We start from the raw sequence: 22,931 nt of genomic DNA, 5'->3' as shown, positions 1-22,931 counted from the left end.
CTGCGGGAAGAGATTGAGGGCGAGGATATTAAAGAGGTAAAATTGGCTTAAGCCATAGGAATAAACCAAAGCGTCAGAGTTTAATTCCGTTGGAAAAAAACGGGCAACGTTGTATAATGTAACTGCGCATTTGTGTCGTCGACCTCCAATGCTGCAAAAAAGCCGGGGGATCGACGACAACGAGGGCCGCGCGGGAACAGAGGTTTTGGTAACTGGCGTAAGGGAGAAGTGTTTGTTGGATATGTGGGAATAGCGTAACGACGGCGTTTTTACGGGTTTGGAACGTACCTATGAGGAATTGAAACTTCAAGGCGAAATCACGCTTGACCTGCCGATCACTATCGTTTGGAACGTACCTATGAGGAATTGAAACCCGGATCTTCTCGGCCAGTTCTTTCTTCTGCCGCTCGTTTGGAACGTACCTATGAGGAATTGAAACCCTCCAAACCTAACTTTTCCGAGGTAGCGATCATTAGTTTGGAACGTACCTATGAGGAATTGAAACGGGGGCTGTCTGCTCGCTTCCCTCCGCCTCTCAGCTCTGTTTTGAACGTACCTATGAGGAATTGAAACTAAGACCGACCAAGTGTAAGCAAGCGTACAAACGGTTTTGAACGTACCTATGAGGAATTGAAACCCTGCATTATCTATAGTCCGGGCAGACACCGTTGTCGTTTTGAACGTACCTATGAGGAATTGAAACTCCACTAGGCTGCCCTCATGGAAGGATGCACGTTCATGTTTTGAACGTACCTATGAGGAATTGAAACCGAATATGGCCGAAATCTCCGCAGCACTTATTCCTGTGTTTTGAACGTACCTATGAGGAATTGAAACAGGATATCCAACTAAACTTGTCGCAAGCGTTTTTGCCAAGTTTTGAACGTACCTATGAGGAATTGAAACTACTCGCCGACCTTCCGCCCGATCGCGGCCCATTTAGCGTTTTGAACGTACCTATGAGGAATTGAAACTCTCCATTTGCTTTCTTAGCCTGCTTCACGAGCTGATTGTTTTGAACATACCTATGAGGAATTGAAACAGGTTCTTTCAAAAGAACGGTGATGGGTAAGCTTTGTTTAGAACGTACCTATCTGGAATTTAAACTCGAAAGCTCCTTTACGTCCTATCTTGAAACATCCTTCGGCGACTGCGGACGTCATAGTCGAAGTTGTTCCAGTTAGGCATATTTTCGGATTCCCAACATCTAGAGCTTCGAAAAAGAGGATATGGGTTCGAAGAAAGAAAAGTCTTTACGGGTTGACACCTGTATCCGGAGCAACATGATTGGTGATAAACCTGCATCAAAGAGCATCCTCTTCCTTGGAAAAAAATGCTCCCTTGAAACTAATGGTTTCATTATGACCCCAATGGAAGCTGTTTTGCGGCCTTTGCATATATCCGTGTCGATTCTTACAATCTGAATAGATTAAGTATGAAGCGCCCGGGCCATCGCATCCATATAGCTTTGAACGGCGCGCTGACTCACTTCCGCTTCTGGAACGAATTTTTCAAAAAGGTGAAAGCATCCGGGATACAGGTGAAATTCGACATTTACACCTGCTTGTGCAAGCCGCGTTACATATTCGATCGTCTCATCTCGGAACAGATCGAGCTGACCTACACATGTATAGGTTGGTGGCAGCCCTGCCAAGTTCCCCGCTCTCGACGGTACCGCATAGGGAGATATCCCGCTGGCATCGTTCTCCTCGCCCAGGTACATGTTCCAAGCTTCCAAGTTGTTGGTTCGGTTCCAGATTGCGCGATCTTCCGTAATCTCATGGCTTGATGGCGTGATGTTACGGTTGTCGAGCATCGGGTACAACGGCATTTGAAAGATAATGGATGGTCCGCCTTTATCACGTGCCATCAGCGCGAGCGCTGCTGTCAGCCCGCCGCCTCCGCTTGCGCCGGCAATCGCAACCCGGTTCACATCAATTCCCAGCGATTCCGCCTCCTCTGTCATCCAGACCAGACCAGCATAGCAATCTTCGATAGCTGCTGGGTAAGGGTTCTCGGGAGCAAGCCTGTAATCCACCGACACGACAACGCATTCAGCCGTCTGAACGAAGCGTTCGCACAACTCGTCGTCCATATCAGGATGTCCCATCACATATCCGCCTCCGTGAATCCACAGCATGGCTGGAAGCTTGTCACCCTTTCGTCCGGCAGGTTCGTAAATTTTAGCCAGCATCTCACCCGCAGCACCCGGAATGATTCGACTGGTTGTGTGTACATGCTCTGACTTCTTCACAGGCGGAGCCGACACCAGACTTCTGCTCCACTCCAAATTCTCTTCCAATTGAAACCCTGGAAATCGCGCAAAGGCCTGTCTTAATTCCGGCAGTATACGTTTATCCATCTTCATGTAAATCCCCCCGGTAATATAATGAAACGAAACTGGATTTTCATTCATTCTCGTGTTCTGATTGATGATTAAATGGATACTCCTTATCCCGTCTCAGCCTCCCACTTGGCAATTTCCTCTCTTACCCGTGGAGCAACCTCGGTTCCGAGCAGCTCGATGGCCCGCATGACCAGCTCATGCGGCATCGTGCTTAAGGGTACATACATCATAAAACGTGTAATGCCTACATGCTTGCGCAGGTGGATGATCTTCTGGGCAACCGTTTCCGGATCGCCAACATACAATGCGCCTTCAAAACGTCGGGCCGCATCAAAACTGGACCGGTCGTAATACGCCCACCCTCGCTCTTTGCCGAGCTTATTCATACCGGCCTGGGTAGACGGAAAAAATGTATCTGCCGCCAGCTCTGTATCCTCTGCAACGAATCCGATTGAGTGAGACCCCACCCGAAGCCGTGATACATCATGCCCAGCGTGGGCTGCGGCCTTCTTGTAAAGCTGTACAAGCGGTGCAAAATGCGTCGGACTTCCACCAATGATCGCGAGGATCAATGGCAGGCCCAGAAGACCTGCACGTACGGCGGACTCTTGGGTACCTCCGCTGCCAATCCATATGGGTAAAGAATCCTGAACGGGGCGCGGGTACACACCAAGATTATGAATCGCCGGCCGATGGCCTCCCCTCCATGTTACTTTCTCGGATTCCCGTAATTTCAGAAGCAGTTCGATATTTTCATTAAATAACTCTTCATAATCATGTAAGTCATAACCAAACAACGGAAAAGACTCAATAAAAGAGCCTCTGCCTGCTATGATCTCGGCACGTCCATCGGAGATGCCATCAAGCGTAGCAAAATCCTGAAACACACGTACAGGATCGGCTGATGAAAGGACCGTTACAGCGCTAGTCAGCCGAATCCGTTTAGTTAGAGGCGCAGCAGCAGATAACACAACCGCCGGTGAAGAAGCAGCGTAATCTTCCCGATGATGCTCGCCTATGCCGAAAACATCCAGTCCCACCCGATCGGCGAGAACGATTTCTTCGATTACTTCACGTATTCGCTGCGCGTGGCTTATCACTATACCTGTCTCAATATCGGGCTTTGTTTCTACGAACGAAGTAACACCTATTTCCATGGTTCATCTCCCCTTTTTTTGATTTTTTTCCTGCACTACGCCCAACAGAGATTCGGGGCAACCCCAATTTTTAAGAAGAATGCTCTAGACAACGGATTAAAGCCGTCCAATCCTTTTCACCATAACCTCGGGCCATTCCTACAGAAAAATGATTATGAATAAGTTGGCCCAGAGGCAGAGGAGCATGGACGGACTGCGCTGCCTTTATAGCCAGTTCAACATCCTTCAGCCCAAGCTTCATTTTAAAACCGGCCGGTTCAAAGCGCTGTTCTGCCATTATCGCTCCATAGTTCTGATACACCGGAGATTGAAAAAGAGCATTCACGACATCCATAAAGCGGGCCGGCTCTAAGCCGTGCTTTTCCACCATCAGTTGCGCTTCCGACAAGGCTTCCAGCATCGAAGCAATTAAAAAGTTTACGCCTATTTTTACAACATTTCCTTCTTCGCCATGATCCCCAATCTCGAATATTTCTTGACCCAATGCTGCCAAAACAGGAATTACTCGTTGTCTGACTTGTTCCGGACCGGCCAAAATGATCCGTAATTTAGCTGCTTTAGCAGCATCCGGACGCCCCAGGACCGTGGCGGACACAAAGTGTTGCTTTCTCTCTGCATGCGCGGTAGATAATTTCCGAGCCAGATCTACACTTATCGTACTTGCAGATATATGAATCCCATTTTCCGGCAATCCTTTCAGAATTCCATTCGGCCCCTTAACGACCTCCTCCAAAGCGGCATCATCAGAAAGCATGGTTATTACAAGATTGCTCTCTTTGGCTGCCTCCAACGGTGTTTCGGCATATCGTGCTCCCTGACGCATTAATGGTTCCGCTTTTTCAGGGGTACGATTAAAAATGATTAATTCATAACCGGCTTTCAACAAATTTTGTGCCATTGGAAAGCCCATATTTCCAAGCCCAATAAACGATACTTTCATAAGTCTCATCTCCTATTTAATATGAATACGATAACGGAACGATCGTTCCAATATGGTCAAAAAAATTATATTCCTTCAATTACAATTCTTATCATGTCCTTTGCGCGTTGCTGATCCGGCTCTACTTTTGCCATAACATTGACGCTTTGATGTAAATTTAGCAATAAGTAAGACAACGCTTTGATATCTGTAGTTTTATCGATTTCGCCGGATTGTTGGCCTTTTTCCAAAAGTTTGTAAAAAGCCTGTTCTAAGTTCGAAAAGCTGGTCTTTATCAATTCATTTAATTTTTCATCCGGCGACTCCAATGTTGTAGCTGCGTTCGTTACAAAACATCCGCCAGGTAGGCTGGTATCGTACGCTGACGCAATATGATGCTCAAAATATTGTCGAAGTCCTGCTCTAACACTTGATGCCCGTTCAAGAATGACCCGTTTATTGAAGCTAACCTTTTTGTAATGTTCCAGTGCAGCAATGTACAATGCTTGCTTGTCGGAAAAAGTATCGTAAAGACTGGATCGGCTAATGCCCATAACTTGCAGCAATTCCGGAATGCTTGTTGCCTCGTAACCTTTTTTCCAAAACAACAGCATTGCTTGGTGTAGCGCTTGATCCACGTTAAACTCTTTTGTCCTAGCGATGAGTAACACCTCCCGTAATTGAAATATAACATATCTGAACCGATCAGTCCAGAAAGGATGGAAAGAAGACTTGCTTTTTAACTGTCTGCCTGTCTCGATCAGTATGAGAATCCGCAGCATGCCTACACGAAGTCGCTGCTTCGTTAAAGTGAAGAAGGGTCATTGGGTGGCGATTGCTGAAGGGGAGGTTTAGGTAGGGTTTGGGAGAGCGGGCGGGAGTTATAACGAAAAAATTAGGAGTCGGTTCCGTTCTCTGTGTTCAGCCGCTAGAAAAAATTGAAGGTAAGGACACTAAAGAGGTAGAATTAGCATAAGCGATATAGGAACAAACCAAAGCAGAGTTGAGTTCTGTTGGAAAAAAACGGGTAAAGCTTTATAATGGAACTGCGCATTTGTGTCGTCGACCTCCAATGCTGCAAAAAAGCCGGGGGATCGACGACAACGAGGGCCGCGCGAGAACAGACATTTTGGTAGTTGGCGTGAGTGAGATTTGTTTTTTTTATATGTGAAAAATGGCGTCATTGCGGCGTTTTTGCGGGTTTTGAACGTACCTATGAGGAATTGAAACCTCACCGATCGAAGGACCAAAGGAAGATTGGCGACTCGTTTTGAACGTACCTATGAGGAATTGAAACTTGGAAGACTGGACTTGACAAAACTGCTAAGTCTCTCGTTTTGAACTTACCTATGAGGAATTGAAACATTTGCGCCAGCAATTCTTTCCAATCCATTGTGTCGTTTTGAACGTACGAGGATTGTTTCAGGGATCAGGACTTACTTTTCAATTGGAGCCGCTACCACCGAGTACGCGCAGCTCAATCGCTACAGGAGCAAACGGAAATGCTGCGCGTGCGGTTATGCGACCGACCCGGATTTATACGAAAGTTGATGAATTTGATTGCAAACTACTCGCTTGAACAATACGACAAGGAGGCCAATGCTTGATGCAGGGGGAGCCAATACGATTATCGGTACATGGATGAGCCGACATGGAAGGAGCTGGACGTAAACGGCAGGAGACGGAGCGTGCCGGGGACGGCACCACTGCCGCGGCTATCAGCAACAGGCCGATTATATTCAATGGCTAGTGAACGAGCTGAGGAGTCCGTCTGGGTAACTGGAACAATAGTAAAAGACCCCCGTCGGCTATGCTGACAGGGGAAAGCAAACTTTTAGTGTACTTTTTTAGACTTCTTCGTAAATATCATCCTCAGCGTAAAGCCAAGAATCAGAATCAAAATGAAATTTGTACTGGGGATAACTCTTCCCTGTTGAATTTGCTGAAAGAGCCCAAGCCCGATGAGGATAAAAGAAAATACAATGAAAGGAACATTTACAGAAAATCTTTTCAGTATAAATTTCAGAGTCAAAAGAGACAAAATCGAATATCCCAGTATCATGCATATCATCACGGCTGTTACTGAGAGTATCACGCGTTCACCTCCTTGTCATTAGGGATTTGAAGTGACATTGATGAAACCAACATAGTGTATATTCAGTGTAACACCATTTCCTTTATTTTCAAAATTGATTTTGTTGGCAAGAAGACCAACACCCAACGACACGGCATAAGCGATAGCTTGCACAAGCTTTGTCGGAGGAGTAGGGATCAAACCAGAAATTGCCGCAGCCGCTGCCATTACGGTACCGGATTGTGTTAGATTATATGCGAGGTTAGCAGATTCTTGCTGAGTCAAAGTCAGCGCGTAACCCCACCAATAAAAGCTACCATAGGCCGCTGGGGAAATCTGAGAACCGCTCGGAATTGTTAGCTGGGATTTATCAACCACAAGCGTTCCATTAGCGATCTTGATATCTTCAGTAGAAATGGCTTTGTTTAGTGAAGCTACACCTCTCTCATAGACCTCAAAAGTTTCCTTTCCTACGATATTGACAGCGTTTTGGTCAATGCGAAGCAAGCCATCTTCCCCTGTTGTAATATATGCAGACATGGCGGAAATGTTCGTCAACACGTTGTTTTTCAGTTTTGTATCAACTTGAACTTGGCTGAAATCTTGCGATACAGTAGCAGCTTGTGCAGGTGTCACCAAGGCGACGGAGCTGACGAGCGCAGCGGCGAGAACGGCGTTTGCAGATACTTTCCAAAACTTTTTCATGGATAATCCTCCCGATTTTTTTTTGAACAATTTGTGCGCATCAAATTGAACAATCTAAAAATATCATAATTATACAAAATATGGGATAGGAATAGGTGTCTATTTTTTATCCTCTTGATTACTTGATATAAGCAAAGTAATTACAGTGATTACCAATAAGTCGCTTCTACTTTGTAAAAAATTATCGAATCGATGTGTTTCATGTAAGAATTAGGCGATTATCGAAACAAACAGTTAATTGTCATATAAAACTTACTTTGCTATAATTAACCAATGTAAAAATTAGAATAAAAAGGAAGGTTATGTAGTATGGTGGATATTTTAAATCACAATAAAACCATCTCCGATATCATCTTCCAACTTAGAAAAGAGAAAAATTTGACATATGCAGAACTTGAGAAGTTAACGGGTGTGGGTAAACCTGTACTTCAAAAACTCGAAAAAGGATCAACCAAGCGTCCTGAATTTAAAACAGTAAAAGCGATCACAAGTGCTTTCCCCGAAGCTTACCAAGAACTCATAGAATGCTACATTAGAATAGAAAATCGAACGGAAGTTTTATATGAAGTTCTGCAAGATGTATTGTCAAGTGAGGAGCCATCACTCGCGTCTAAAGTCGCGTTGCGTTTGCTTGAAAACCCTAGCAACGAAACGGAAGACGCTTTACAACGACTTTATTACTTTACGCAAGGGGTTAGTGATTCTAGCTTAAGATTAGAACTGTATAACGTCATTGTGAAATATTCGAGAAAGCATGGCGTTATGAACTATATTGCGAAAGGCTTATTACAGAAGTATTTGATCGAAAGGTTAGACCTGAAACGTCTTGAACAAACGTTCCAAGATGGCTTAGAAATTATACATTATATTGATTTTTTATCTAACGAAGAAAAGGTAATCTATTATTTCAGAATGGGATTGCACGCTCATAATACGAAAAAATACAGGGAGTGCATTGAGTTTTGTGAGAATGGGATGGTGCTTGAAAAAAATGAATCAGAATTAAAGGCAAGAGCGCATCTGTCCATGATAAATTCTTATTCGGCTTTGAAAAACTATGATAAAGTTGAAGAGTTATTAGACGTTTTTGAAAAATACGAGTACGATTTTGTTTACGAGGCGGCTAAGCATACACGCGCAGTAACAAAAGCAAGAAAAGGGGAATACGAAATTGCAGTCCCCTTACTTGAAGAGAATCTTAGGGTGTTTAGCCCGCGGTTTCGGTTAAATATAGTAGACGAACTTTTTGAGATTTATTTAAAGATAGATAATTTGGATGCGTGTTCGAAACTTTTAGAAAAAGAGAATGAAATAATGAATACGTGTCCTGATGACCCTAATATTTACAGAGCGAAAGGGAAGTATTATCGACACAAAGGACACTACCAGTTAACTATTGGTGTAATTGATGAGGGAGTGAAGAGTTTCGCCAGTAGTCTGCAATATTTGAATAAGATTAATGCTTTTGAAGAAAAGGATGCTTGTATGCGTGAGTTTTTTTATTGTTTAACCAAAAATTCAATAATACTTAATAAGGAGTTTATGGATATAATTTATATTTTGGCATATAATGTAAATGAATAAGCGTCAAGGAGGGAAAAGATTATGAAGAAAGTGATTCTTTTTTCCATTGTTCTATTTTTATCTTTGAGTGGTAGCTTTTACAATACCCCAACTTACCCCATAGAAAAGCAAACTCAAATTATGATGTATAGTGATGCAAATCCGGGACATTAATTTCTTTATGTTGTATTTGCTGATTCGATAGATAGATTGAACAAATGAACAGGCATATATGCCTGTTTTTTTATTTTTAAGAGCAAAATGTTTCTCATTTCTTGGATTAAATGGAAAATAAGAAAGATGATTTAGACTTATATTATGAAAAATGTTTTAGGAGGAGGAGCGGTGAATATTCTAGTAGCAGATTGCAGCGACGAAATATTACATCACGAAATGAAAGCCATCCTACAGAAAATGGACAGCGCAGTGCAACAAGGCGAAAGCTTGACGAGTGAATATGTGGTCCAATTGAGTCAACGATTAGATACATACGTTTTAATTGCTCAAATTCGAAAAATGCGGTGTGTGAGCTAGAAATCGTTAGTGTTTGAGGTGTGTCTATGCAAGAGGATCGAAGAACTGGAATTGTTAGAGTAGTGGACAATTTAGGAAGAATCGTAATTCCTACGGAGCTTAGGCGTATGTTGAATCTTAATCCCAACGTTAAGACAGAGTATTTCTGCGATGACAAGAGAAAGGCGATTATGGTTTACAGATATCACGGCAAAGAATGTTTGTTTTGCTCAAACAAGGAACAAACCATTTACTTTAAAAAATTTTATATTTGTATGCCCTGTATTCAAAGCCTTCCGGCGCTTCAAGTTTTCTTAGCACGGGTAGAACATGAACGAGTCAACGAGAAAAAAAATATAAAAAAAATTACCAGAAGAAGAAAAGAACTATTGGATCGACTGCATATAGCGATGAAGGAACATCCAGAAGCTTCGCAGAGAAAAATAGCCGAAATCTTAGGGGTTTCACAATCATGGGTTAGTCAATTGATTAGGAACCTATAGATCAACCAAAATAGGAGTCCTGAGTGGTCCGTGGGCTCCTTTTATTTTCTCAAAAGAGATGAGATTTTTTCGTAAATTGAATGCGACGAAACAAAAACTCTCACAGATTCGTTTAGACAAAAAGCTCTAAATAGTATTCAAACAAGCCCGAATAAACAGAGGAAAGCGGGCCACTGCCCAATTTCAGCCTGCGTTCGTATTTATCAAAAATATTAGGCGATCCAGATACAGAGTTAAATTTTGGATGATTGACCCGAAGGCAACGTTTTTAAGTATGTTTTGGGAGCTACCTGATTTTTTTCGATTAAATAGAGGGGACGATATGAGGACACACTTCACTTGGAGCCTCAAAAATCCACTTGCATTACGAACCGATACGAACAGGAAAAAACCTTGATTATCAAAGGTTTTAAAGATATACTCGGATTCAATTTGATACATTTTAATTTATGAGGATTGAAATTTACATATTACAATTTGCTTATTGGTGTACATTTCTGACCATGACCAACGTCGACCGGGACGACATGAGCGTAGGGGAACAGCAGATCTCTCAACTTTATAAGTTGCAATTGCGGTATCGATCTTCAAATGGGTAAAACAACGCATGAAACAAAAAAAGCACTTGTCCAATAAAACGAATAAGCCTACCAAAATAGTAACTTTTCCCCTCTACGTATTCATTCGCGACTATAAGAATTGAATTATTGAAAAGCGCCGATAGCACTTTTTTGATGGGGGCTTAAGATGAAGAAGAGAACGGTTTTAACATATCTGAACTTTTCAATTGTCTGTTTGCTGCCGGTCTTTATTTACTTACGTCGAAATATGGATAACAAATTCATTTTTTATTCTGCGGCTACGATTGTTACTGTATTATGTTTATTAAGTTTATTTTTATTAATAAAACGATATAAGAACAGCCTCATTTCCTATGTAGGAATTGTTTTATTAGGACTTAGTATGATCTTTGTGGTCAGAGAAAGCTTGGATCAACGAATGAATTTCTATCTTCAAGAGGCTTTAACTAATTATCTGCCCTCGGCATCGCTCGAAATCAAAGGGGAGAAGCAATATAACGTTAATCTGGCCAAGCCAATGCTAGGCCAGAATCTAAAAAATGAAAAAAGAACTTCGGGGAAATTTTATCCTGAATTGCCTTATCATCAATCGGAACTTTTTTTGGTGGACAAATACTTGCCAGGCAATCCAAGTGTTAGTTATAGGTTTGTTTTCAAAAAGCCATATCAGATTGATAACCAGGATATGTCAAAAAAAGCATGTATTGTGTGGGGGATGTGCAGCTATTTTTATCATGGTTATGCAGATATTGATCTGAAGACGGGAGAAGTCATTGGTCTCAAAATCCAATATATGGATATCAAGTGATCTGCCATTTAAAAGAATAATAGTTACCCACACACCATATCCAGCCTATAGACGAGAAATCCCGCCTATGGGCTTTTCTTATTCAGCACACGAATATGTGAAATTGCCGGTTCCCATAAGCAGGCTTTTTTAGTATGGTATGATTGTAAATAACAGGGAGGTCTGGCGATGAGAAAAGCCTTCGTTTTACTCTTTTCACTGTTGCTTTTGCAGGGATGTGCCCGTGAAGATCAAAAGAACCTTGTGTTCTCCGGCGAGAGTGAGCATTGGACGGGGAAGTTTGAAGTTTATCGGATCGGCGACAAAGCGGAGGAAAGATTGACGCTTCAATATAAACCGAATGAGCGGCTTACGGTGCCGATTGACTTCTCCTATTCCTTTTCCGGGGGAAGCTCCTCGACAAAAGGCTATAACATAGAAAATAATAAAATCGTGGACCGCTCACTTTCCTCGATTGCTCCTCTTCACAAGAGCGAGGAGATCCCCATACATGTCGGATGGGCGGGAAAAACGGAGGATGTGCTGCTTAAGTCGAAATAATGCTGCTATGATGAGGAGTCCGAATAAAGAAAGGCTGGAGCGGTCTTGCGTTTGGAACGGATACTTGCGATTTTGATGCTGGTTGTCAACAGGAGAAGAATATCGGCCGCGGAGCTTGCGGACAAAATGGAGGTTTCGGTCCGGACCGTCTACCGGGATATCGAAACGTTGTGCCAAGCCGGGTTCCCGATCGTCGCCTATCAAGGAGCCGGGGGCGGCTTTGCCGTCATGGAGGGCTACCGGCTGGACCGGAACGCGCTGACGTTCGAGGAAATCGCCTCGGTCATTTCGGCGTTGAAAGGGATGACGAAGACGCTCGACGATGCGCGTCTCGGAACGACGCTGGAGAAATATACGAGTCTGCTCACCGACAAGGAAAAAGAAACCGCCCGATTCTGGCAGGAAAGGCTCGTCATCGATATGAACCCGTGGGGGGCGGACGGTGCGATGAAGCGGAAGGTCGCCCTGATTCGGGAGGCGCTCCAGAAGGGGGTGACCCTCCGTTTCTCGTATACTTCGAACAATAGGATCACGACTGACCGTGAGGTCGAGCCGATGACGCTTTTGCTCAAGGGCGCAGCTTGGTACTTGCATGCGTATTGCCCGCTTCGCGGCGATTTTCGCATGTTCCGGCTGTCGCGCATGTCTCAAGTGGTGGTGACGGATAGCCCGTTCGAGCGCAGAGAGCATGCGAGCCTGGAAGAGAAGGACTTGGAACAAATGTGGAATAGCGGCTCCCGGACGGTGACGATGGTACTGCGCTTCGCGCCGGAGGCGAGGGCGCGGGCGGAAGAATTTTTCGGTATGGAGGAATTGCAAACGGGAGAGGACGGTTTCTTGACGGTGGCGCAGACGTATCCCGAGGACGAGTGGGTGTATGGCTTCCTGCTCAGCTTCGGGGATTTGGTCGAAATCCTAGAACCCGAGCGGCTGCGCGTGCTCATCCGGGACCGCGCGGAGCGGATCTGCAGGATGTACGGGAAATGAAAATAGAACATGACAAACAGTTGTCATAGTTAGGGGTGTATGCTGTAGCTATTCCCAATCAAATGGAGGTTGTCAACATGGACAAACAGTTTTGCCAAAGCTGCAGCATGCCCCTGAACGCTGCCGAGGATTTCGGCACGAATGCTGACGGAAGCCGCAATGAAGAGTACTGCACCTACTGCTACAAAGAAGGAGCCTTCACCTCCCCGGACGCTACCGTGCAATCGATGATCGAGGAATGCGTTCCGCATGTGGTCCAAGGTCAGGGCATCTCGGAGCAGCAAGCCCGCGAAATGCTGAACCAAGTGATCCCTTCGCTCAAGCGATGGGCGTAACAGGCTGACGTTCCGGTCGCAAAGCTTTTCTGCAATAAGATGTAAAAAGGAGCCGCCGTCGTGCTCTGCGTTATTCGCAGGCAAGCCGGCGGCTCTCATCTTTTTGCCGGAATTCACACGGCCTCATCGATGAAATGCTGGAAGACCGCATATATAGGATATAGAATGGGAGGGAAGGCGATGGGGATGGCTTGAGTGCAGGTTGTTCTTTTGGCATGGGGCCTATGGATGGCAAGACGGAGAGCGGCAAGCGGAGAGGACGATCTTATACTTCCGCTGTCGGTACGGGTGCTGCTCAGCCTCTCTCTGGTTGCGGTAGCGTTCGCGATATGGCGGTCCGACGCGGCTTCGCCTTATAGCGAGTGGGTGTTTTGGGGAATGCTGATGTCATTCCTCGGCGATCTGTCCATGGCCGGCGTCATTCCTTGGCGGCAAAGGCTCATTGGCGGTATGCTGACCTTCGCGATAGCGCAGAGCTTTTATACAAATGATGGCCGCCAGCGGAGGGGCTGCGGGAGGCCGCGGATTATGGATTGGCGTGGCGGGTTACGGTCTGCTGCTTGTTGTCGGGTGGATGTTTTTCATTCGAAATCCCCGCAAGCAAGCGATCCTGAATTATGGAGCGCTTGGATACGGACTATGGGTCGGAGGAATGGCCTGCTTTGCTCTGGATCTGGCGGTGAAGCTGGGAGGCGTCTGGTGGCTGACGGCTGTCGGCGGGCTGGTCTTTGTCCTGTCCGATCTGCTGATCGGAGTGACGGATGTCGGAGGACACCGCATCCAACATAAGGAACTATGGATTTGGTTGACATATGTTGCCGGGCAGATGGCGATTATTTACGCCGCGTCAGGATGAGTTTCGGCGAATACAATAATTTGTAGCGAAATGGAGAGATGGTTGGTGGCGTGGAGAGCGGTAAATCCTGCGACTGGAGAAGAAGGAGAGGAAATTCAAGCAACGCCTCTGGAAGCGGTAGACCGTATAATGCAGAAGGCCAGAATGGCGTCGGCTCCATGGAGGCAGACGCCGGTAGCGGAACGATTGACGTATTTGCGGCGGATTCGCTACTACATGACGGAGCATTTTGAGGAATGCGCGGAGCAGATTGTTCAGGCCACCGGGAAGCCGCTTGTGGAAGCGGCGACGCACGAGCTGTTTATCGTGGCGGATGCGATCAAGCATATGGAAGACTGCGCAGTCAAGATACTCAAGACGCGAAAAGCGAAGACGCCGCTCACCTTGTTCGGGAAACAATCCACAATTTCCTATCAGCCCCGGGGTGTCGTTCTTGTCATTGCGCCGTGGAATTTTCCGTTTCAGCTTGCGATGGTGCCTGCGTTAAGCGCCTTAACGGCCGGAAACAGCGTCATTGTCAAGCCTTCCGAGGTAACGCCGCTTGTAGGGAAATTGATGGAACGTCTATTCGCGGCGGCGGGATTGCCCGAAGGGCTGGTGCAAATCGCTCACGGGGACGGCGCACTGGGAGCCAGGCTTATTGAGGCGGAGCCGGATTATATTTTCTTCACGGGCTCCGTGCAAACCGGCGCCCGGATTCAGCAAGAAGCCGCGAAACGGCTCATCCCGACCACGCTTGAGCTGGGCGGTAAGGACCCGATGATCGTCTTCGCCGATGCGAATCTCGAACGGGCCGTGAGAGGGGCGGTATGGGGATCGCTGGCCAACAGCGGGCAGGCTTGCATTTCGGTGGAGCGAATCTACGTCGAGCGATCCGTCTATACCGATTTTGTGACGCGACTAAAGCAGGAAGTAAGCCGGCTGCGCCAAAATGGAACCGAAGATACGGACTTGGGCTCGATGACATTTTCGAAGCAGGTGGATATCGTTAGCGATCATGTGAGCCACGCGCTGGAGGAAGGGGCCGAGCTGGAGTGCGGTCTTCGTCCCGAACAATGGAGGCTGTCGCAGGGCTTGCAGGTGCAGCCTGTCGTGCTGACGCAGGTGAATCCGCAGATGAAGGTCATGCGTGAAGAAACGTTCGGTCCCGTCATTAGCGTCATGCCTTTTGGCGATGAGGCGGAAGCGGTGGAGCTGGCGAACGACTCTTCTTTCGGTCTGAACGCAAGCGTCTGGAGCCGGGACTTGAACAAGGCCCGCCGTGTCGCCGACCTGCTGGAGTGCGGAGGCGTGTGCATTAATGATGTGATGGTCACGATCGCGAATCCGTACCTGCCTTTCGGCGGGATAAAGCGCAGCGGGATTGGCCGCTACCATGGGGAAGAGGGCCTTACGTTGTTTTGTCATCAAAAGGCGGTCGTGCTGGACCGGGGATCGAAAACCGCGGAAGTCAACTGGTTTCCTTATGCGGGCAAATATCCGGTCTTCGGCCGCCTGGTGAAAAGCCGGTACGGCCCCCGGAGAAGCCTCGTTGGTTTTATTCGGGCGTACCTTGAGCTGATGCGAAAATCCAAATAAGCGAGCCGGACTGCGGAAGGGGATGCGCGATGAAACCATATCTCAAAGAGTTTTTTACCCACTTTGATATTGGCGTGATGTGCGTATTGCTGGTGGCGGGTTGGACGGTCATTTTGCCGCATGCGAATCAAGGGACGATCTGGCTGGCGCTCGTGATGGGGATGGCCGGGTATGCCTTGAGCGAATATATGATTCATCGCTTTTTGTTTCATATGAAGCCGCCAAGGCATCCCTTGCTGCTTGCCATGCTCCGCCGCCTGCACTATGACCATCATATTTACCCGACCGAATTGAAGCTGCTGTTCCTTCCTGTCTGGTACAGCCTCCCGGTCATGGCCGGACCGGCGCTAATCGCTTACGGGGTGACGCGGGATACGGTGCTGACCGTCGCTTTTATGACGGGAGTGATCAGCTTCCTGCTTTACTACGAATGGACGCATTATGTCGCCCATCGTCCCATCAAGCCGATCACGCCCTGGGGACGCTGGATGAAGAAAGTTCATCTCTGGCATCATTACAAAAGCGAACATTACTGGTACGGCGTAACGAATCCGCTGTTCGATGTCATGCTGGGCACGTTCCGCGACGAGCAGCAGGTGGAAAAAAGCGAAACGGCGCGCAATTTGGAAGGGAGAGCGGATTCGCGGCTCTAGAGCGGGTCTTCAAAACTAAGATAGCCTTAACGTAGGGGGGAATGCAAGACCCGTGATTTGGAACCGCTGCGCCGTGGTTCCGCCTCCCTTTCCCTTGATACTGGGCTACGACATCGGCGATGAATTGCTCAAACGTGTTTCAAGTTTTTGGGTTGTTTCATAGCCCCCTGTCTCTGCAGTAATGTTTCCGCACCAGCGAGTGATTCCTTCCTTAATCGTTTGCACAGGATTCGGATCCCCGATAGAGAAATCGCCCAGGCAATATGTCCATCGGCCGAATAAGTGCCGTGTGGACGTCGTTCCAATCCGCGTCCGTCAGTCCCTACCACACATAGTGCCATAATTTCATAATCATCCTCCTTTTTTGAATGCAAAAAACCACACAAATGACCAGTCGGCCTTTGTGTGGCGAAAATAGAGACGAGTCTCCAGAAAAGTCCACATTATCCCAAATAGGTTTTAGGTATTCCGTTTCGGTAAGAGCAGTATAACATATTTTGGCTATCGTATCAGCAGAATCTTCTCAATATGCTGCCCGTTATGAGTTACTGTTTGTTGGCAATGAGCCTATCAAGTAACTTTTCTGCGTCACGATTGAATTTCCAGCAAACTCCAAACTTATCAACGAGCAATCCAAAGCACGAAGACCAAGGAGTATTTGATAACGGCATCATAACATTGCCACCGACAGACAAATTATTATAGTATTTTTCCAGTATTTGTTTATCATCAATGACTAGACTAATAACTACATTATTTCCTTTCACCAACTCGCCTGTTGCCATCTTCATTGAAGGCAAAATATCCGACATCATGATTTTCCCGCCTGCGAATTCTATTGAAGAATCCATAATCATATTTAGCTCATTTTCCGGCAATGGATAGTTTGGATCTTGTGGGAAATCCTTAAATTTCACTTTTTTTACTTCATTCGCATGTAAAGCCTTCGAATAAAAATCAATCGCTTGTTCTGCAACTCCATCAAAGTTTAAATACGCAATAGCTGACATAAACCAATACCTCCTTCTTGTGATAAATTTAGTATAATTTATAAGAGGTGACATATACATGTCACCATTTATAATAAAGTACCAAAAAAGAAGGAGAATTATATGGAAAAGGTTGAGAGATTAATATCCATAATAATGATATTGCTAAAAAAAGAGGTCGTTTCAACAAGAGAATTCGCACAATTATTTAACGTTTCCAAAAGAACGATACTTCGTGATATGGAAACGCTTAGTTTATCAAACATCCCTATCTATTCTGTTAATGGAATTAATGGTGGCTACGGGATTATGGAGGAATACAAATTTGATAAACGTCTTTTAAGCAGCTCCGACTTAGAGAATATATTGACTGCGCTCGGCGGATTGGAACAAATTCTAATTAGCGAAGAAGTTGAAGTGACGATAAAAAAAATAGAAGCAATGGTTAGCCCATTGTCTCCGAAAGGTTCAATTCACCTGTCGTTTTATGATTGGAAGGGTCGGTCTGAGATTCGTCAAACCTTGAAGATATGTCAGGAGTCAATATTAAAGAAAAGGCTGGTTTCATTTGATTATCTTGATAAAAATGGTGTTGAAACGAATAGAATTGTCGAGCCATATCAGCTTCATTTTAGCGAAACGAGTTGGTATTTGAAAGGATTCTGTTTGCATCGTATGAGATATAGAACATTTAAACTATCCAGGATCGATCATCTTGAGATGAATGAAAAAACATTTAACCCAAGAGATTTTTTATTTGAACAAGAACAAGAAGCAAGTTATCAATTGCAACTAGTCGCTATTAAGGCGTTGATTTCGCCTGGCATAAAAGATCAATTCATTGAAAGGTACGGTCGAAAGAGTATAGAAAACTACAGTTCTGAATTTTTCTTAGCGACAATCCATGTTCCTCAAAACAGTATTGGATTTCAATTTTTGGCAAGTTTCGGTACAAATCTAGTGATAGTAGAGCCCAAAACCTATGTTGAAGACTTTCGAAATTATTTAAATAAAATGATAGAGAACTATTCTTAAAAAGGTTCCGCTTAACCTTAACATGTTGGCGGGCCCCCTTGATCTGAACAGTAAGGAAAAAGGTCGATATTCCTGAGAACAGAGAAATCGGCCTTTTTATTGTATCCAGTAGCCGGCAACGCAGGGGTGCGATAAGAAACCATTACTCCCGTTCGAGCTTCAAGGCGAGCTGTTCGGTAATTTTGTCGATCATGGCGAAAAATTGCTTCTTCTCCTCGCCGCTAAGCGGTTCAAGCATATCGGTCAGCAGCTGCCGCCGGATTTCCATGGCGCTCTTCACGAAGGAAGCGCCTTGCTCGGTGAGTGCGGTCCGCACGGTGCGCCGGTCCGAGTCGCTGCGCAGACGGACGATCATGCCGTCTTCCTCCAGCTGATTCAGCGCGATCGTCGTTGCGCCGGAGGAGAGCTGCAACCGCTTGGAGATATCGGCGACCATGCAGTTTGGGTTATGGTAGATGGCCTTGAGAATATGGTATTTCGTATTGTTCATCCGCCAATTCGGCTCTTTGTGCTTTTGTTCGATGAGCTTCATTTTGTATTTCAGGAACGTTTCCGTCAGTCTGTTCATCGCGTCGAATTCATGAGCGGACGTGTCCGGAGGCTGATTTGCAGACATGGGCTTCTCCTTACGCTTGTTCGAAATCGGTTGGATAGATCCAGTATACCGGATTTTATTACTAATTGTGTTCCGTTTTTTTTCATGCTAAAGTTGTTTTATCATAAAATTACTTTATCACAAAGTAATTAATATATTAAAATATAATGGAGGAGAAAGCGAATGAAAGGTCGCATGTTTGCAGCCAATATTATTGGCGTGGTTCTTATTGTATTGTTAGCCTTCGGCGGATTTTATTATTACGACCAGACGTCCAAATATATTAAAACCGAAGATGCCCGGGTGGCGGGCGACGTGATCGCGGTATCCGCCCCGGCGGCCGGCACGCTGTCGGCTTGGAGCGGAAAGGAAGGCGGGATCGTGACCAAAAACGGCAATGTCGGCCAAGTCGCCGAAGGGGCGAAAACAGTGAACGTCGCTGCCCCGATTGACGGCACGATCGTCAAAAATCAGGCCAAGGAAGGCCAAATCGTGCAGCCCGGCCAGCCGCTGGCGCAGCTTGTCGATATGAAGAAGCTGTACGTTACGGCCAACCTGGACGAAACCGACGTGAAAAACATTGAAGTTGGCTCGGCGGCGGACATTACGGTGGACGGCGATGCCAGCACGACGCTCAAAGGCAAGGTCGAAGAGATCGGACAGGTGACGAACTCCGTATTTTCTTTGCTGCCTTCCGCCAATACGGGCGGCAATTATACGAAGGTCACGCAGAAGGTACAGGTCAAAATCTCGATGACCAACTATTCGGATGCCGTTCTGCCGGGAATGAACGCCACGGTTAAATTGACGAAAAAATAATAGAAAGGAGCTGCGATGATGGCTTCTCCGCGAGAAACGAAGGATAACCGGGGCGGCTTGTCGGGTTACGGGAGCTTATTGACCGTTCTGATGCTGGGCTTGTTCCTGGCCATTCTGAACCAGACGCTGCTGAACGTCGCACTCCCCCATCTGACGGCCGATTTCGGCGTCAGCACGAGCACGGTGCAATGGCTGCTTACCGGCTATATGCTGGTGAACGGGGTTCTGATCCCCTTGTCCGCGTACTTGATTGAACGGCTTGGGGTCCGCCGGTTGTTTTTAATCGCGATGATCTCCTTTACCGCAGGGGCGCTGATCTGCAGCCTCGCTTCAAGCTTCCCGGTCATGCTGACCGGACGCTTGATCCAAGCGGTCGGCGGCGGCGTTCTGACTCCGCTGGTGATGAGCGTCATCCTGTTCATCTTTCCGCCGGAGATGCGGGGAAAAGGCATGGGGCTGTTCGGGCTCGCGATGATGTTCGCGCCGGCGGTCGGACCGACCTTGTCCGGATGGATTGTGCAAAATTACGACTGGCATTGGCTGTTTACGGGGATGCTCCCGTTCGGCGTGTTGGTGCTCGTCATTGCTTTTTTCAAGCTGAAAAATATCGAAGAGCCAAAAAAAATCAAGCTGGACACCTTCGGTACGGTCACGTCGATCTCCGGGGTGGGGCTTCTGTTGTACGGGCTTAGCGAAGCCGGGTCCAGCGGATGGAAGGATACGGTGGTCTTGTCCTGCATCGCTCTCGGACTCGTTCTGCTCGTCGCGTTCGTTATCCAGCAATCGCGTTCGAACCATCCGATGCTGGATATGCGGGTGTTCCGCTACGGCGTCTTTACGCTGTCGACCGTGATCAACGTGTTCGTCACGGCAAGCATGTTTGCGGGCATGATTCTTCTGCCGCTTTATTTGCAGAGCCTGCGGGGCTTTACGCCGCTCGATTCCGGGCTGATGATGCTGCCGGGGGCGATCGTGATGATGATCATGTCGCCGATCTCCGGAACGCTGTTCGACAAGATCGGTCCGCGCCCGCTGGCGGTCATCGGAATGATCATAACGACCGTGACGACGTACGAATTCACAACGCTGACGCTGGAAACGTCTTACGGTTATATTGTTGCCATTTATATGGCGCGTTATTTCGGGATGTCTTTATTGATGATGCCGATCATGACGGCCGGGATGAATCAGCTTCCGCGGGAGCTGAGCAAGCACGGGACGGCGATGTCCAATACGCTGCGCCAAATCAGCGGATCGATCGGGACAAGCTTGATTACGACGATTTTTACGAATCGTTCGACCGTCCATTACGACGCTTTCGCGGACCGGATGGATACGACCGATCCGGCGTTCATGGATTCGTTCAATGCGCTCGTGAACCGGATCGCTGCGTCGGCGCACCTGCCGCTGGCTGAAGCAAAAACGCAAGCGGTCATGACGCTGGCCGGACAAGCGAAGCTGCAGTCCACGGTGATGGGAATTAACGACGCCTTTTTCTGGACGACGATCATTTCGGTAGTCGGTCTGGGCTTGAGTGTATTCCTGCGCGATGTCAGAAAAGATAAACCGAAGCGGAGCCTGCATAGTCCGGAGGAGACGAGTGCGCGCACGGAGGTTATTCTGCTCCCGTCCCCGGGACAAACGGCGCAATAAGAACGGATGAACCTCAAGGGAAAACTTGTGGACCAGGAGGGGGATAAAAGTGAAACTATATATCGTGTACGATAGTGAAGGCGGACATACCGAGGCCTTGGCGCAAGCCATAGCGGCGGGAGCGGCCCTCGTCGAGAACGCCGAGGTGGAGGTGCACAGCGTACAGGAAGCGGACGTAAGGACTCTTCCGGAGGCCGATGCGATTATTTGGGGCTGTCCCGGGCATTTCGGAACGATCAGCGCCGGGCTTAAAGCATGGATCGACAAGCTCGGCTACTTGTGGGCGCAAGGGGAGCTGATCGATAAAATCGGCGGCGTGTTCTGTACGACCGCGACGGAGCACGGAGGCCTCGAATCGACGATGGTCAGCCTGATGACGCCGATGCTGCATCAAGGCATGATCGTGGTCGGTCTGCCCGGCAATCTTCCGCAAAACGCCACGTACGGCTCGTATTACGGTGTGGGCGTAACGTGTCCGATCGATAGCGATGAGCTGCTCAGCAAGCAGGGCGAAGAGCTGGGCCGGGCCTTCGGGAAGCGGGTTGCCGAGGTTGCGCGGAGATTTGCTCGTTCTTAAGCGGCGGATGACTCAGGCGGACGGAAGGAGGAAGCGAGATGACCGTTTCTGTCATTTGCATAACCATAGCCGTCATTCTGGTTATTGTTCTTATCCTCTATAACATGCGATCGATGATGTCGGCGCCGGTCCCCCGGAGCGAGCGGCAGTTTCCCGGCCATTCGGACGATGCGTCGGAGCGGGGGCAAGCGGAAGCGCCCGCGGGGCCAGCTCCGCAAGGGAGCGTGGCGCCGAAGCGCGAACCGCAGCCTTCAGTGCCGGAACAGCCTGCAGCGACTCCGGAAGGAGTCGAGGCCAAAACCGTCGCTTCGGCCTCGGAGCAGCCAGCTGAGGCTCGGGCAAGCCAAAAGCCCATAGCTCAAGCGGACCGGATGGTTGTCCCCGAAGCCAATGCGGAAGCCGTGCGGACTTCGGCCAAGCTTGCCGACCCGGAATATCGTCAGGCGCTCCGCGGGTTCGCCCAACCGGCAAAGCCCGGGCTGCCGTCCGGGCAAGCGGGCGAAGCTCCCATGAAGGACGACGACTTCCGTACGGCGCTGCGGTCGATGCACAACAAGAAAAAGTAATACGACTTCGGAATAAGACTTCCCTGCCTTGGGGGACCGCATAGCGTCCCGAGGTGAGGAAGTCTTTTTTTGCTGCGAAAGCCAAGCCAATTACCAATTAATCGCCCCGTGTCTGGGGGAATTTTCGGTGCGGACACCTAGTTATCCACGGAGTTATGCACATAATAAACAGCCTGTCGAGAGGGGATTGCGCTTGCAAGCTTCTACTATTCACATATTCACAGAACGGGTTATGCACACCGGAATTTGGAAATTCATTTTCCATGGGTATGATTCTTTGTAATTCCAATATTTTCAATACCCCTTGCAAAAAGCCCTCCGCCATGCCATAAAGGCAGAGCGGAGGGCGGTCTTCCGTCAGATTGCGCTGAAAGGCTCGCGTGGGCTAGCGGTTCCCTTTTTTGAGCGGAGCGTAGAACGTGCCTTCGACTTCCACGATATCGTCCTGATTCAGCCGGTCGACTTCAATAATCGTCCGTGGAGGATAAGGTCCTTTGCCCCACAGCTCTTCTTGAATTTTGTTGACGATCGGACGGTATCTGTACATATCGGTGACATAGACGACAAGCCGGGTCGCG

At 47.5% G+C, this 22,931-nt stretch carries 22 protein-coding genes, 1 pseudogene and 1 CRISPR repeat array; of the genes and pseudogenes, 15 read left to right on the top strand and 8 right to left on the bottom strand.

The annotated features are described in order from the left end of the window. Window positions 1–275: 275 nt before the first annotated feature. A CRISPR array of direct repeats spans window positions 276–1,107; the repeat unit is 30 nt; unit sequence GTTTTGAACGTACCTATGAGGAATTGAAAC. Window positions 1,108–1,429: 322 nt separating this feature from the next. The 5 genes from PEH01S_RS26710 to PEH01S_RS26685 form a co-directional block, all read right to left on the bottom strand. Next, the gene (locus PEH01S_RS26710; RefSeq protein WP_127489103.1) at window positions 1,430–2,368 is read right to left on the bottom strand and encodes an alpha/beta hydrolase; all 939 of its coding nucleotides are present in this window, start codon (window positions 2,366–2,368) and stop codon (window positions 1,430–1,432) included. Between the two features lie 83 nt (window positions 2,369–2,451). Continuing rightward, a complete protein-coding gene (locus tag PEH01S_RS26705; protein WP_127489101.1) occupies window positions 2,452–3,504 on the bottom strand; it encodes an LLM class flavin-dependent oxidoreductase in 1,053 nt (350 codons plus the stop codon). A 70-nt stretch (window positions 3,505–3,574) separates the two neighbouring features. Next, window positions 3,575–4,444, bottom strand: a complete 870-nt coding sequence (locus tag PEH01S_RS26700) for an NAD(P)-dependent oxidoreductase (RefSeq protein WP_127489099.1) — start codon at window positions 4,442–4,444, stop codon at window positions 3,575–3,577. Window positions 4,445–4,509: 65 nt separating this feature from the next. Then, a complete protein-coding gene (locus tag PEH01S_RS26695; RefSeq protein ID WP_246063073.1) occupies window positions 4,510–5,061 on the bottom strand; it encodes a TetR/AcrR family transcriptional regulator in 552 nt (183 codons plus the stop codon). Between the two features lie 1,475 nt (window positions 5,062–6,536). Next, window positions 6,537–7,202 carry a hypothetical protein gene (locus tag PEH01S_RS26685; RefSeq protein ID WP_127489097.1) on the bottom strand — a complete coding sequence of 222 codons (666 nt, stop codon included), beginning with the start codon at window positions 7,200–7,202 and terminating at the stop codon, window positions 6,537–6,539. Window positions 7,203–7,511: 309 nt separating this feature from the next. Between PEH01S_RS26685 and PEH01S_RS26680 the strand changes: the two genes are divergently transcribed. The 10 genes and pseudogenes from PEH01S_RS26680 (at window position 7,512) to PEH01S_RS26635 (ending at window position 16,119) form a co-directional block, all read left to right on the top strand. After that, a complete protein-coding gene (locus PEH01S_RS26680; protein WP_127489095.1) occupies window positions 7,512–8,786 on the top strand; it encodes a helix-turn-helix domain-containing protein in 1,275 nt (424 codons plus the stop codon). A gap of 21 nt (window positions 8,787–8,807) precedes the next feature. Beyond that, complete coding sequence (locus PEH01S_RS35895; RefSeq protein WP_281281530.1) at window positions 8,808–8,939, top strand: hypothetical protein; 132 nt, start codon at window positions 8,808–8,810, stop codon at window positions 8,937–8,939. Between the two features lie 386 nt (window positions 8,940–9,325). Further along, window positions 9,326–9,781: a regulator gene (locus PEH01S_RS26670; protein WP_127489090.1), complete on the top strand. Its 456-nt coding sequence runs from the start codon at window positions 9,326–9,328 to the stop codon at window positions 9,779–9,781. 747 nt (window positions 9,782–10,528) lie between these two features. After that, window positions 10,529–11,170: a hypothetical protein gene (locus PEH01S_RS26665; RefSeq protein ID WP_127489088.1), complete on the top strand. Its 642-nt coding sequence runs from the start codon at window positions 10,529–10,531 to the stop codon at window positions 11,168–11,170. A gap of 168 nt (window positions 11,171–11,338) precedes the next feature. Next, entirely contained in the window at window positions 11,339–11,710 is a 372-nt protein-coding gene (locus PEH01S_RS26660; RefSeq protein WP_127489086.1) for a hypothetical protein, read from the top strand. A gap of 51 nt (window positions 11,711–11,761) precedes the next feature. Beyond that, on the top strand, window positions 11,762–12,697 hold the full coding sequence (locus PEH01S_RS26655) for a helix-turn-helix transcriptional regulator (RefSeq protein ID WP_127489084.1): 936 nt from the start codon (window positions 11,762–11,764) through the stop codon (window positions 12,695–12,697). Between the two features lie 77 nt (window positions 12,698–12,774). Further along, window positions 12,775–13,032: a zinc ribbon domain-containing protein gene (locus tag PEH01S_RS26650; RefSeq protein WP_025847550.1), complete on the top strand. Its 258-nt coding sequence runs from the start codon at window positions 12,775–12,777 to the stop codon at window positions 13,030–13,032. Window positions 13,033–13,260: 228 nt separating this feature from the next. After that, a pseudogene (locus tag PEH01S_RS36220) lies at window positions 13,261–13,888 on the top strand (lysoplasmalogenase family protein). A gap of 45 nt (window positions 13,889–13,933) precedes the next feature. Then, window positions 13,934–15,466, top strand: coding sequence for an aldehyde dehydrogenase family protein (locus PEH01S_RS26640; protein WP_127489082.1), 1,533 nt, complete (start codon window positions 13,934–13,936; stop codon window positions 15,464–15,466). Between the two features lie 29 nt (window positions 15,467–15,495). Continuing rightward, complete coding sequence (locus PEH01S_RS26635) at window positions 15,496–16,119, top strand: sterol desaturase family protein (RefSeq protein WP_127489080.1); 624 nt, start codon at window positions 15,496–15,498, stop codon at window positions 16,117–16,119. Window positions 16,120–16,664: 545 nt separating this feature from the next. Here the strand turns inward: PEH01S_RS26635 and PEH01S_RS26630 are convergent. Beyond that, window positions 16,665–17,129: a VOC family protein gene (locus PEH01S_RS26630; RefSeq protein WP_127489078.1), complete on the bottom strand. Its 465-nt coding sequence runs from the start codon at window positions 17,127–17,129 to the stop codon at window positions 16,665–16,667. Window positions 17,130–17,231: 102 nt separating this feature from the next. Between PEH01S_RS26630 and PEH01S_RS26625 the strand changes: the two genes are divergently transcribed. Continuing rightward, window positions 17,232–18,143, top strand: coding sequence for a helix-turn-helix transcriptional regulator (locus tag PEH01S_RS26625; protein WP_127489076.1), 912 nt, complete (start codon window positions 17,232–17,234; stop codon window positions 18,141–18,143). Window positions 18,144–18,285: 142 nt separating this feature from the next. On the opposite strand, the gene PEH01S_RS26620 is transcribed toward PEH01S_RS26625, so the two are convergent. Continuing rightward, window positions 18,286–18,759 carry a MarR family winged helix-turn-helix transcriptional regulator gene (locus tag PEH01S_RS26620; protein WP_127489074.1) on the bottom strand — a complete coding sequence of 158 codons (474 nt, stop codon included), beginning with the start codon at window positions 18,757–18,759 and terminating at the stop codon, window positions 18,286–18,288. A 162-nt stretch (window positions 18,760–18,921) separates the two neighbouring features. On the opposite strand from PEH01S_RS26620, the gene PEH01S_RS26615 reads away from it, so the two are divergent. From PEH01S_RS26615 to PEH01S_RS26600, 4 genes are read left to right on the top strand one after another with little or no spacing between them, the layout of a single operon-like run. After that, window positions 18,922–19,557, top strand: a complete 636-nt coding sequence (locus PEH01S_RS26615; protein ID WP_246063072.1) for an HlyD family efflux transporter periplasmic adaptor subunit — start codon at window positions 18,922–18,924, stop codon at window positions 19,555–19,557. Window positions 19,558–19,572: 15 nt separating this feature from the next. Beyond that, on the top strand, window positions 19,573–21,210 hold the full coding sequence (locus PEH01S_RS26610; RefSeq protein WP_407669485.1) for a DHA2 family efflux MFS transporter permease subunit: 1,638 nt from the start codon (window positions 19,573–19,575) through the stop codon (window positions 21,208–21,210). 49 nt (window positions 21,211–21,259) lie between these two features. Continuing rightward, window positions 21,260–21,787 carry an NAD(P)H-dependent oxidoreductase gene (locus PEH01S_RS26605; protein WP_025847536.1) on the top strand — a complete coding sequence of 176 codons (528 nt, stop codon included), beginning with the start codon at window positions 21,260–21,262 and terminating at the stop codon, window positions 21,785–21,787. A gap of 38 nt (window positions 21,788–21,825) precedes the next feature. Further along, a complete protein-coding gene (locus PEH01S_RS26600; RefSeq protein WP_127489069.1) occupies window positions 21,826–22,353 on the top strand; it encodes a hypothetical protein in 528 nt (175 codons plus the stop codon). A gap of 385 nt (window positions 22,354–22,738) precedes the next feature. Here PEH01S_RS26600 and PEH01S_RS26595 read toward each other — a convergent pair. Then, window positions 22,739–22,931 (bottom strand): RidA family protein (locus PEH01S_RS26595; RefSeq protein WP_164828047.1); only part of this gene is annotated, 193 nt, incomplete at its 5' end.

Origin of the sequence: Paenibacillus ehimensis NBRC 15659 (assembly GCF_004000785.1) — a bacterium.
In the GTDB taxonomy this organism is placed as follows: Bacteria; Bacillota; Bacilli; order Paenibacillales; family NBRC-103111; genus Paenibacillus_G; species Paenibacillus_G ehimensis.
Note: the sequence above shows the minus strand (reverse complement) of the source record. Positions and strands in the feature narration are given on the sequence as shown.